Annotated in this window: 12 protein-coding genes and 1 pseudogene; 12 read left to right on the forward strand and 1 reads right to left on the reverse strand. The window is 68.6% G+C overall.

Going from position 1 to position 11,639, the window contains the following annotated elements; genetic code table 11:
• The 12 genes and pseudogenes from AC27VN_RS19020 to mnhG all read left to right on the forward strand — a co-directional run.
• Positions 1 to 313 (forward strand): annotated as a pseudogene (locus AC27VN_RS19020) (lipopolysaccharide assembly protein LapB); the annotation flags it as partial.
• Positions 314 to 459: 146 nt separating this feature from the next.
• Positions 460 to 789: a ComEA family DNA-binding protein gene (locus AC27VN_RS19025; protein ID WP_203205071.1), complete on the forward strand. Its 330-nt coding sequence runs from the start codon at positions 460 to 462 to the stop codon at positions 787 to 789.
• A gap of 177 nt (positions 790 to 966) precedes the next feature.
• Entirely contained in the window at positions 967 to 1,935 is a 969-nt protein-coding gene (locus AC27VN_RS19030; protein ID WP_208510328.1) for a TRAP transporter substrate-binding protein, read from the forward strand.
• Between the two features lie 3 nt (positions 1,936 to 1,938).
• On the forward strand, positions 1,939 to 2,472 hold the full coding sequence (locus AC27VN_RS19035) for a TRAP transporter small permease (protein WP_203205069.1): 534 nt from the start codon (positions 1,939 to 1,941) through the stop codon (positions 2,470 to 2,472).
• A 36-nt stretch (positions 2,473 to 2,508) separates the two neighbouring features.
• On the forward strand, positions 2,509 to 3,822 hold the full coding sequence (locus AC27VN_RS19040) for a TRAP transporter large permease (RefSeq protein WP_203205068.1): 1,314 nt from the start codon (positions 2,509 to 2,511) through the stop codon (positions 3,820 to 3,822).
• 34 nt (positions 3,823 to 3,856) lie between these two features.
• The gene (gene crcB, locus AC27VN_RS19045) at positions 3,857 to 4,234 is read left to right on the forward strand and encodes a fluoride efflux transporter CrcB (protein WP_296798698.1); all 378 of its coding nucleotides are present in this window, start codon (positions 3,857 to 3,859) and stop codon (positions 4,232 to 4,234) included.
• Positions 4,235 to 4,313: 79 nt separating this feature from the next.
• On the forward strand, positions 4,314 to 7,274 hold the full coding sequence (locus AC27VN_RS19050) for a monovalent cation/H+ antiporter subunit A (RefSeq protein ID WP_490877519.1): 2,961 nt from the start codon (positions 4,314 to 4,316) through the stop codon (positions 7,272 to 7,274).
• Positions 7,274 to 7,636, forward strand: a complete 363-nt coding sequence (locus tag AC27VN_RS19055) for a Na+/H+ antiporter subunit C (protein ID WP_057589595.1) — start codon at positions 7,274 to 7,276, stop codon at positions 7,634 to 7,636. The genes AC27VN_RS19050 and AC27VN_RS19055 overlap by 1 nt, the downstream gene beginning before the upstream one ends.
• A complete protein-coding gene (locus AC27VN_RS19060) occupies positions 7,633 to 9,354 on the forward strand; it encodes a monovalent cation/H+ antiporter subunit D (protein WP_208510325.1) in 1,722 nt (573 codons plus the stop codon). The genes AC27VN_RS19055 and AC27VN_RS19060 overlap by 4 nt, the downstream gene beginning before the upstream one ends.
• The gene (locus AC27VN_RS19065; RefSeq protein WP_093349237.1) at positions 9,351 to 9,842 is read left to right on the forward strand and encodes a Na+/H+ antiporter subunit E; all 492 of its coding nucleotides are present in this window, start codon (positions 9,351 to 9,353) and stop codon (positions 9,840 to 9,842) included. Before AC27VN_RS19060 ends, AC27VN_RS19065 begins: the two co-directional genes overlap by 4 nt.
• Complete coding sequence (locus AC27VN_RS19070; protein WP_057589592.1) at positions 9,839 to 10,117, forward strand: K+/H+ antiporter subunit F; 279 nt, start codon at positions 9,839 to 9,841, stop codon at positions 10,115 to 10,117. The genes AC27VN_RS19065 and AC27VN_RS19070 overlap by 4 nt, the downstream gene beginning before the upstream one ends.
• Positions 10,114 to 10,497, forward strand: a complete 384-nt coding sequence (gene mnhG / locus AC27VN_RS19075; RefSeq protein ID WP_093349234.1) for a monovalent cation/H(+) antiporter subunit G — start codon at positions 10,114 to 10,116, stop codon at positions 10,495 to 10,497. Before AC27VN_RS19070 ends, mnhG begins: the two co-directional genes overlap by 4 nt.
• 22 nt (positions 10,498 to 10,519) lie before the next feature.
• On the opposite strand, the gene AC27VN_RS19080 is transcribed toward mnhG, so the two are convergent.
• The gene (locus AC27VN_RS19080) at positions 10,520 to 11,512 is read right to left on the reverse strand and encodes an ABC transporter substrate-binding protein (protein ID WP_490877520.1); all 993 of its coding nucleotides are present in this window, start codon (positions 11,510 to 11,512) and stop codon (positions 10,520 to 10,522) included.
• Positions 11,513 to 11,639 lie beyond the last annotated feature (127 nt).

An 11,639-nucleotide genomic window follows, 5' to 3' on the forward strand; every position in this document is an offset into this window, starting at 1 on the left:
GATCGTGTTTGGCGGCGCGCCCGCCGGCACCACGCCCGAGGCCGAGGGCGAAGCACCCGTGCCGCGCGACGGCTACATCGCGCACCTCGCGCACCAGCCCTCGCTGGTCGCGGCCTCGCGCTGGCTCGCGGGCGAACGCTTCGAGCACGAGCAGTTCCATCCGCAGGTGCAGCGCGCGCTCGACCAGGCCACGCGGCCGCTGATGCGCTACCGCTGCGCGGCCTGCGGCTTCGAGGCGCACCAGTACTTCTGGCACTGCCCCGGCTGCCAGGCCTGGGACAGCTATCCGCCGCGCCGCGTCGAAGAGCTCTGATCGGCCTCGGAGCCGAGACCTTCGATCACCTTGCTGAACAATGGTGGCCGCTGGCGCGCGGCCGTCAACGCCCTGTTCCGAGCCCTCGTTGAGCCAAAGCCGACGTCTTGTCGGCGCATCAAAAGCATCAACGAGGGAGTTCAAACATGTTCAAGAAAATCGTGGCCACGGCCGCCCTGCTGTTCGCTGCCGCATCGTTCGCGGCGGTCGATGTCAACAAGGGCAGTGAAGCCGATCTCGATGGCCTCAAGGGCGTGGGGCCCGCGCTCTCCAAGCGCATCCTCGACGCGCGCAAGCAGGGCGAGTTCAAGGACTGGGCCGATCTCATGCAGCGCGTGAAGGGCGTGAAGGAGAAGGCCGCGGCCAAGCTCTCGGCCGAAGGCCTCACGGTCAACGGCAAGGCCTACGCGGGTGGCGACGCACCGGCCGCCGCGCCCAAGGCCGGCAAGCCCGCGAAGGTCGCGGCCAAGGAATGACGGGGCCTTAGCCCCGCGAACGAGCCGCCCTTCGGGGCGGCTTTTTCATGCGCGTCAACCCATGCCGGCACGGTGCCGCCACCGCGCAACAAGCAGGGAAAGGCCTCAGCAAGTGGCCCGGAATTTGCACGTATGCTTTTTCTTTCGTTTTGCTTTCACTACATCCGGAGCGCGCACATGAATCACAAGTTCGGCCTGGCCCTCGCAGGCCTCACCCTCGGCGCCGCGGCCTTCGCGCAAACCAAGTGGGACCTGCCCACGGCCTACCCGGCCACGAACTACCACACCGAGAACATCACGCAGTTCGCGAAGGACGTGGACGCGGCCACCGGCGGCAAGCTCAAGGTCACGGTGCATGCGAACGCCTCGCTGTTCAAGGCGCCCGAGATCAAGCGCGCGGTGCAAAGCGGCCAGGCCCAGGCCGGCGAGATCCTCCTGGCCAACTTCGCCAACGAGAACCCGATCTATGCGCTCGACGGCGTGCCCTTCCTGGCCACCACCTACCCCGAAGCGAAGAAGCTCTACGAAGCCTCCAAGCCCGCGATGGAGAAGCTGCTCGCCGCGCAAGGCATCAAGGTGCTGTTCGTGGTGCCGTGGGCGCCGCAGGGCATCTACTCGAAGAAGGAAGTGAGCTCGGTGGCCGACCTGCGCGGCATCAAGTGGCGCGCCTACAGCCCGGCCACCGCCAAAATCGCCGAACTGATCGGCGCCCAGCCGGTGCAGATCCAGCAGGCCGAGCTCAGCGCAGCCATGGCCACCGGCGTGATCGAGAGCTACATGAGCTCGGGCTCGACCGGCTACGACACCAAGACCTTCGAGCACATCAAGAACTTCTACGACACGCAGGCCTGGATCCCGAAGAACGCGATCCTCGTCAACGCCAAGGCCTTCGACGCGCTCGACGCCACCACCAAGGCCGCCGTCACCAAGGCCGCGGCCGATGCAGAGACGCGCGGCTGGAAGGTCGCGCAGGAGAAGAACGAGGAATACAAGCGCCTGCTCGCCGAGCGCGGCATGAAGATCCACAAGCCCTCGGCCAAGCTCGATGCCGACATGCGCCAGGTCGGCGGCATCATGCAGGCCGACTGGCTCAAGGCCGCGGGCCCCGACGGCCAGGCCATCGTCGACGCGTACAAGAAAAAGTAGCCCGTGCGCAAATTCCTGGACCGCCTCTACGACGGCGCCGGCGCGCTCGGCGCGTTCTGCGTGTTCCTGATCTTCGTGCTGATGATCCTGGCCGGCGTGGGCCGACAGATGAACTGGCACGTGAGCGGGCTCAACGACGTGGTGGCGTGGCTGTGCGCGGCCGCGGCCTTCTTCGCGATGGCCCATGCGTTCCGCCACGGCGACTTCGTGCGCGTCACGCTGCTGCTCGAGGCCGTGCCGCCGAAGACGCGGCGCGTGCTCGACGTCACCTGCCTGCTGATCGCGGCGGTCTCGGTGTCCTACCTCACCTACTGGGCCACCAGCTTCACCTGGGAGAGCTACGAGTTCGCCGAGATGGCCACGGGCCTGGTCGTGATCCCGATCTGGATTCCGCAATCGACCTTCGTGATCGGCTGCTGGCTGCTGCTGATCGCGATGATCGACGAGCTCGTGGGCGTGCTGCGCGGCGAGAAGCCCAGCTACCAGCGCGCCATAGAAGAACGCCACGCCGCGGGCGACTTCTCCTCCGACGTCTGAGTCTTCGAACACCCACAACAACACCCAAGACACCCGATGTTCGAAAACCTCTGGATGGGCGCCCTGCTGCTCGGGATCATGCTGCTGCTGCTCGCGGGCGGCGTCTGGATCGCGATGACGCTGGCCATCGTCGGCTGGGTCGGCCAGGCCTTCTTCACCAACACGCTGCCCGGCAAGAACCTGTTCTCGGCCTTCTGGGAAAGCAATGCGAGCTGGGAGCTCGCGGCGCTGCCGCTGTTCATCTGGATGGGCGAGATCCTCTTTCGAACCAAGCTCAGCGAGGAGATGTTCGAGGGCCTGCGCCCCTGGCTCAATCGCGTGCCGGGCCGGCTGATGCACACCACCATCCTCGGTTGCGGCGTGTTCGGCTCGGTCTCGGGCTCCTCGGCAGCGACCTGCGCCACCATCGCCAAGGTCGCGCTGCCCGAACTCAAGCGCCGCGGCTACAACGAGAAGCTCGCCATCGGCTCGCTCGCCACCGCGGGCACGCTCGGCATCCTGATCCCGCCCTCGATCACGATGGTGGTCTATGCCGTGGCGGCCGACGCGTCCATCATCCGCATCTTCCTCGCCGGCTTCCTGCCGGGTTTCCTGCTGATGCTGCTGTTCTCGGGCTACATCGGCTGGTGGAGCCTGCGCAATCCCGACAAGGTGCCGCCGGCCGATCCGCCGACCACCTTCATGGAAAAGATCCGCCTCTCGGGCAACCTGATCCCCTGCGCGCTGCTGATCGTGTTCATCGTCTGGGTGCTGGTGGCAGGCTGGGCCACGGCCACCGAATGCGCGGCCTTCGGCGTACTCGGTTCGCTGGCCATCGCGGCCTGGGGCCGCAGCCTGACCTGGAAGAACTTCAAGGACGGACTCATGGGTGCCACGCGCACCAGTTGCATGATCATGTTCATCCTCGCGGGCGCGGCCTTCCTGACCAAGACGATGGCCTTCACCGGCATCCCGCGCGAACTCGCCGAATGGGTCGACAGCATGCACCTGTCGCCCTACGCGCTGATCGGGGCCCTGGTCGTGGTCTACCTGGTGCTGGGCACGGCGCTCGACGGCATCTCGATGATTGTGCTGACCAGCGCGGTGGTGCTGCCGATGATCCAGAAGGCCGGCTTCGACCTCGTGTGGTTCGGCATCTTCATCGTGCTGCTGGTCGAGATCGCCGAGGTCACGCCGCCGGTGGGCTTCAACCTCTTCGTGCTGCAGAACATGACGGGCAAGGACAGCAACGTGATCGCCAAGGCGGCGATCCCCTTCTTCTTCTGCCTCGTGCTGTGCATCGCGCTGATCACGCTGTTCCCGAGCATCGTCACCATCCTGCCCGACGTGGTGATGGGCAAGGAGCGCTAGCAGCGCCCGCGGCGGCTTGCGGATAATCGCCGCCATGCTGCTGAACGTCGTCGTCATCTGCCTCGCCGCCTGTGTCGGCGCCCTCCTGCGCTGGGGCTTCGCCCTGTGGCTCAACCCCGGCGGCATCCTGCCCTGGGGCACGCTGGCGGTGAACCTGATCGGCGGCTACCTGATCGGCGTGGCCATCGGCGTGTTCAGTGGCCTGCCGGACATCAACCCGGCCTGGCGCCTGATGGTGATCACCGGCTTCCTCGGCACCCTCACCACCTTCTCGAGCTTCTCGGCCGAAGTGGTGGGCATGCTGACCGGCGGCCGCGTCGGACTCGCCATGGGCACCATCGCCCTGCACCTGGGCGGCTCGCTGTGCATGACCTGGCTCGGACTGCGTACCGTGCAGGCCTTCTCGGCCTGATCGCCGGCCAAAAAACTGCCTTATGTCCTGCGGTTATAGATAGGGTCCGCCATAGAGGCGGCCGATAGAATCGACCGCAATGCCCCTCGTCCTGCTCGTCGCACTCCCGTTCCTTGCCAGTGTGCTGGCGGCCTTGATGCCGTCGAACGCGCGCAATCGGGAGTCCACGCTCGCAGGGCTGGTCGCGCTGGGCTGCGCGGTGCAGACGGCCTGGCTCTTCCCCCGGCTCGCCAACGGCAACGTGCTGCGCCACGAGATCGAATGGCTGCCCGCGTTGGGCCTGAACCTCGTGTTCCGCATGGACGGCTTCGCCTGGCTGTTCTGCATGCTGGTGCTGGGCATCGGCACGCTGGTGGTGCTGTATGCGCGCTACTACATGTCGGCCTCCGATCCGGTGCCGCGCTTCTTCTCCTTCTTCCTCGCGTTCATGGGCGCGATGATGGGCGTGGTGCTCTCGGGCAACCTGATCCAGATGGTGCTGTTCTGGGAGCTCACCAGCCTGTTCTCGTTCCTCCTCATCGGCTACTGGCACCACCGGCGCGATGCCCGGCGCGGCGCGCGCATGGCGCTCACAGTCACCGGCGCGGGCGGGCTGTGCCTGCTGGCCGGCGTGCTGGTGCTGGGCCGCATCGTCGGCAGCTACGAGCTCGACGTGGTGCTGGCCTCGGGTGACGTGATCCGCGCCCACGCGCTCTACCCGGTGGCGCTGGTGCTGATCCTGCTGGGCGCCTTCACCAAGAGCGCGCAGTTCCCGTTCCACTTCTGGCTGCCGCGCGCCATGGCCGCGCCCACGCCGGTGTCGGCCTACCTGCACTCGGCCACCATGGTGAAGCTCGGCGTGTTCCTGATGGCGCGGCTGTGGCCCGTGCTCTCGGGCACCGAGCAGTGGTTCTGGCTGGTGGGCGGCGCGGGCGCGATCACGCTGCTGCTCGGCGGCTTCATCGCGATGTTCCAGCGCGACCTGAAGGCGCTGCTGGCCTACTCGACCATCTCGCACCTCGGCCTCATCACCCTGCTGCTGGGCCTCAACAGCCCGCTCGCGGCGGTGGCGGCGGTGTTCCACGTCATGAACCACGCGACCTTCAAGGCCTCGCTGTTCATGGCCGCCGGCATCATCGACCACGAGACCGGCACGCGCGACATCCGCAAGCTCAGCGGCCTGATGAAGCTGATGCCGATCACCGGCACGCTGGCCATCATCGCCAGCGCCTCGATGGCCGGCGTGCCGCTGCTCAACGGCTTCCTCTCGAAGGAGATGTTCTTCGCCGAGACGGTGTTCATCCAGGCCACGCCCTGGGTCGACTTCAGCCTGCCGCTGATCGCCACGCTGGCCGGCATCTTCAGCGTGGCCTACTCGGCGCGCTTCGTGTTCGACGTGTTCTTCGGCGCGCCCTGCGGCAACGACGTGCCCAAGCCGCCGCACGAGCCGCCGCACTGGATGCGCGTGCCGGTCGAGCTGCTGGTGCTGATCTGCCTGGTGGTGGGCGTGGCGCCGGCCTGGTCGGTCGGCCCGATGCTGGCCGCCGCGGCCGCGCCCGTGGTCGGCGGCCTCCTGCCCGAGTACAGCCTGGCCGTGTGGCACGGCTTCAACCTGCCGCTCCTGATGAGCTTCGTCGCCCTGGCGGGCGGCGCGGGGCTCTACCTGCTGCAGCGCCGCCAGCGCGCGGCCGGCGGCCTCGAGCACACGCCGCTGCTGCACCGCTTCGACGGCCAGGTGATCTTCGAGCACCTGATCGCGCTGCTGAGCGAGGCCGGCCGGCGCAGCCGCCGCCTGTTCGGCACGCGCCGCATGCAGACCCAGCTGCTGCTGCTCGTGGTGGTGGCCGTGGCCGGCGCCTTCGCGGCGCTCAAGCAGACGCCCGCGGCCGCCGGCACGCGCGAGCTGCTGCCCTTCTCGCCGATGTTCGCCATGACCTGGCTGATCGGCGGCGTCTGTGCGCTGGCCGCCGCCTGGCAGGCCAAGTTCCACCGGCTCGCCGCATTGATGCTGGCCGCGGGCGCGGGCCTGGTCTCGTGCGTCACCTACATCTGGTTCTCGGCGCCCGACCTCGCGCTCACGCAGCTGGTGGTCGAGGCCGTGACCACGGTGCTGATCCTGCTGGGCCTGCGCTGGCTGCCGATGCGCAGCAAGGACGCGGTGCAGACCGCGAGCGCGCGCCTGCGCCCCTGGGGCCGGCGCGGCCGCGACCTGCTGGTGGCCACCGTCGCGGGCTGCGGCATGGCGGCGCTGGCCTGGGCCATGATGACGCGCACCTTCCCGCAGAGCATCTCGCCCTTCTTCCTCGAGCGCGCGCTCAGCGAGGGTGGCGGCACCAACGTGGTCAACGTGATGCTGGTCGACTTCCGCGGCTTCGACACCTTCGGCGAGATCACCGTGCTCGGCGTGGTGGCGCTCACCGTCTATGCGCTGCTGCGCCGCTTCCGGCCCGCGGTCGAATCGATGGCGCTGCCGCCGCAGCAGCGCGCCCAGGCCGACGACGGCAGCAGCGACCTGCTGAACCCGCGCCGCGCCAAGGACACCGCCGTCGGCTACCTGATGGTGCCCGCGGTGCTGGTGCGCCTGCTGCTGCCGCTGTCGGTGCTGGTGGCGGTCTATCTCTTCATGCGCGGCCACAACGCGCCCGGCGGCGGCTTCGTCGCGGGGCTGGTGATGTCGGTGGCGCTGGTGCTGCAGTTCATCGTCTCGGGCACCGAGTGGGTGGAAGAGCACCTGCGCATCTACCCGCGCCGCTGGATCGCCATCGGCCTGCTGTTCGCGCTGGGCACCGGCAGCGGCGCGGTCTTCCTCGGCTACCCCTTCCTGACCACGCACACCGCCCACCTGCACCTGCCGGTGCTCGGCGACATCCACGTGCCCAGTGCCCTCTTCTTCGACATCGGCGTGTTCGCGCTGGTGCTCGGTGCCACCATGCTGATCCTCACCGCGCTCGCGCACCAGTCGGTGCGCAGCCATCGCTGGGCCGACGAGCAGGCCGAGAAGGAGGCGCAGGCCGAAGCGGATGCGCTGGCGGCCGGCGCCACGCCGGAGGGAGCGCGCTGATGGAAATCGTGCTCGCCCTCGCGATCGGCGTGCTGACCGGCTCGGGTGTCTACCTGCTGCTGCGTCCGCGCACCTTCCAGGTCATCATGGGCCTGACCCTGATCTCGTACGCGGTCAATCTCTTCATCTTCAGCATGGGCCGGCTCAAGGTCGACAGCGAGCCGGTGCTGATCCCCGGCTTCGCGGCCACGCTGGCCAACACGGCCGACCCGATGCCGCAGGCGCTGGTGCTCACCGCGATCGTGATCGGCTTCGCGATGACCGCGCTGTTCCTGGTGGTGCTGCTGGCCTCGCGCGGCCTGACCGGCACCGACCACGTGGACGGCGAGGAACGCCAGGAGCAGGAGGAGGCGCGCGAATGACCGAGCTCTTCCGCCTGCTCGACCAGTTGCTCGAGATCAGCATGCCGCATCTGGTGGCGGTGCCGATCCTGGTGCCGATGCTCACGGCCGCGCTGATGCTGCTGCTGGGCGAGCAGCGCCGCCGCACCAAGTCCTTCCTCAGCGTGGTCTCGGGCCTGGTGGGCCTCATGGCCGCGCTCGCGCTGCTGCGCTGGGTCAACGCGGCCGACACCGGCGGCGGCCCGGGCTCGATCGGCGTCTACCTGCCGGGCAACTGGCGCGCGCCCTTCGGCATCGTGCTGGTGGCCGACCGGCTCTCGACCATGATGGTGGCGCTGACCGGCGTGATCGCCTTCGCCGCCTCGATCTACTCCACCTCGCGCTGGGACCGCGCGGGCGTGCACTTCCATCCGCTGCTGCAGCTGCAGCTCATGGGCCTGAACGGCGCCTTCCTCACCGGCGACCTGTTCAACCTGTTCGTGTTCTTCGAGGTCATGCTGGCCGCCTCCTACGGCCTGCTGCTGCACGGCTCGGGCCGGCTGCGGGTGCAGGCCGGGCTGCACTACATCGCGATCAACCTCGCCGCCTCCTCGCTGTTCCTGATCGGCGCGGCCATGCTCTACGGCGCCACCGGCACGCTCAACATGGCCGACTTGGGGCTGCGCATCGCCCAGCTCGCGCCCGGCGACCGCGGCCTGGTGCACGCGGCCGCGGCCATCCTGTTCACCGCCTTCTTCGCCAAGGCCGGGGCCTGGCCGCTCAACTTCTGGCTGGTGCCGGCCTACAGCGCGGCGGTGTCGCCGGTGGGCGCGGTGTTCGCGCTGCTCACCAAGCTCGGCGTCTACACCGTGCTGCGGCTGTGGACCGTGCTGTTCGCGCCCGACACCGGCGCCTCGGCCGAGTTCGGCCAGGTGGTGCTGATCGGCGCCGGCCTCGCCACCCTGTTCGTCGCGGCCATCGGCATCGTCGGCACGCAGCGGCTGTCGAATCTCGCGGGCTTCAGCGTGCTGATCTCGGCCGGCACGCTGCTCACCGCGGTCGGGCTGGGCCAGCCCGATGTCTGGGCCGGCGCGCTGTTCTACCTGCTGAGCTCCACGCTCGCGGTGGCCGCCTTCTTCCTGCTGATCGACATGATCGAGCGCTGGCGCAACGCCGGCATGAGCGTGGCGCCGCACGAGGCCGCGGGCAACGCGCCCTTCCTGGCCGAGGACCTGCGCGCGCTCGACGACGTGAACCTCGACGACAACGCGCAGGCGCTCTACGGCCGCGCCATCCCGGCCGGCGTGGCCTTCCTCGGCCTGAGCTTCATGATCTGCACGCTGCTGCTCACGGGCCTGCCGCCGCTGTCGGGCTTCGTCGGCAAGTTCGCGATGCTCTCGGGGCTGATGGGCAGCGCCAGCGCGCTCACCGCCGCCGACTGGACCTTCCTCGTGCTGCTGATCGCCTCGGGCTTCCTCGCGCTGATCGCACTGACCCGCACCGGCATCCGCCATTTCTGGACCCAGCCGCATGCCAACCTGCCCTCGCTGCCCGCGCTCGAGGTGCTGCCGGTGGCCGGGCTGATCGCGGCCTGCATCGCGCTCACCGTCTGGTCCGAGCCGGTGCTGCGCCACGCGATGGCCACCGCCGAGGGCCTGCGCACGCCGAGCGCCTACCGCGCGGCGGTGATGGGCGCGCGGCAGGTGCCGAACCCGGTGCCCGCTGCTGCCAAGGGCGATACGAAGGCCGGCACGCCATGAAGCGCCTGATCCCGTCCCCGCCGCTGTCGGTCGCGCTGCTCGTCGTCTGGCTGCTGCTCAACCAGTCGCTCGAGGCCAGCACCCTGGTCTCGGGCCTGCTGCTGGCCGTCGCCGTGCCGCTGCTGACCAAGGGCCTGCGGCCCGCCACCGTGCGCATGCGCCGGCCCGGCGTGGCGCTGCGGCTGGCCGGCGTCGTGCTCTACGACATGTCGCTGTCGGTGTTCGCGGTGGCGCGCGCGCTGCTCACGCGCCGCAGCGACCAGATCCATTCGAACTTCCTGCGCATACCGCTGGACCTGCGCGACCCCAACGGCCTCGCGGTGCTCGCGATGATCATGTGCCTCACACCCGGCACCGCCTGGGGCGAGGTGGCCTTCGACCGCAGCACCCTGCTGATCCACGTCTTCGACCTCGACGACGAGGCGGCCTTCATCGCCCAGATCAAGAGCCGCTACGAACGTCCGCTGATGGAGATCTTCGAATCATGACGCCCATCCTCTTCTGGTCGCTCAAGTTCGCGCTGTTCCTGCTCGCGGTGGCGATGCTGTGCGCCGTCGCGCGCCTGCTGATCGGCCCCACCGCGCAGGACCGCGTGATGGCGCTCGACTGCCTCTACATCAACGGCATGCTGATGATGCTGGTGCTGGGCATCGTCTACGCGAGCGACGTGTACTTCGGCGCCGCGATGCTGATCGCGCTGTTCGGCTTCGTCAGTTCGACGGCGATGGCCAAATTCCTGCTGCGCGGGGAGGTGATCGAATGAGCGACTTCGTCGTGGGCCCGCTGCCGCTGTGGGCCGAGATCGCCACCGGCGTGTTCGCGGTGCTGGGCGCGGCCTTCGCGGCCATCGGCTCCTTCGGCCTGGTGCGGCTGCCGAGCTTCTTCCGCCGCATCCACGCGCCCACCCTGGGCGCCACCGGCGGCGTGTGGTCGATGATGGTCGCGACCATCGTCTACTTCTCGGTGCAGAGCCACAGCCTGTTCCTGCACGCGACCCTGATCGCGCTGTTCGTGGCGCTTACCACGCCCGTCACCACCATCTTCCTGATGCGCGCCGCGCTGTTCCGCGAACGGCAGAAGCACGGCGACGTGCCGCCGCCCGCGCCCTCGGACCAGGGGCCAATTCCGCCTTACCAAGGCTGAAGGCCCGCGGCGCGCAAGGCGCTCAGGGCGCCATGCGCACGTTCTTGTCGAGGAAGTCGTTGCTGAACAGCAGCGCGGGGTCGTAGGGCTTCTCGATGCCGATCAGCGACGAGACCAGCTCGTAGTCGGCCTTCACGCGCGCGCCATCGAAGGCACCGAGCGCCACCTTGGTGGTGGTGTCGTCGCGCATCAGCTGCTTGATGCGTTCCCACTGGTCGCGCTGGTTGTCGGGCGACAGCCCGCTCACGCTCGCGGTCAGCGCCTGCAGGCAGGGCGCGAAGTCCTTCACGCAGGCCTCATAGGCGCGCTGCGTGACGGCGACGAACTTCTTCACCTGCTCGGGCTTCTTCGCGAGGTAGGCGCCGTTGACGATCAGCGAGTTGCCGTAGACGTTCACGCCCGCGCCGCGCCAGGGCTGGAAGCCGAGGTCGTCGCCGAACTCGCGCACCTTGAGGTCGTGCTCGTTGTAGAAGTCGCTGATGATGTCGACCGACTTGCTCTTGAGCGCCGCCACCTTGGCCTGCGGGCTCACGTTGACGAAGCTCACGCTGGCCGGGTCGAGCCCGGTCTTCTTGGCGAAGGCCGGCCACATCAGGCGCGCGGCATCGCCCGGCGGGTTGCCGATCTTGCGGCCCGCGAAGTCCTTCGGCCCCTGGATGCCCGAGGACTTGAGCCAGTAGAAGCCCTGCGGGCTGTTGGCGTAGATCACCATCAGCGCCTTCACGTCGGCGCCCTTGCCGCGCGCCTGGATGGTGGTCGGCAGGTCGGAGATGCCGAGCTCGCTGCCGCCCGTGCCCACGCGCTGCGCCGACACGGCCGAGCCCTTGCCGGCCTCGATGTCGAGGTCGATGCCGGCCTCCGAGTACCAGCCCTTGGACTTGGCGTAGTAGAGCGGCGCATGGTCCGCCGTGGGCGTCCAGTTGAGCATCAGGCTCATGGAATCGGCGGCGAATGCCGCGGGGCCCTGCAGCGCGAGAACGGCGGCGGCGCCAGCCACCGACAACAGCTTTTTCATGCAGCTCACTCCAAAAGAAGGTACAAACAGATCCTGAAATTCATATTACCAACTGTTTGGTTGACAGGCAATCGAAGCCTTCCCGCCCTGGAGACAGAATCCGACCATGCCTTCCGCCACCTCCCGC

Source organism: Variovorax sp. 20P10.2.4, assembly GCF_058244205.1.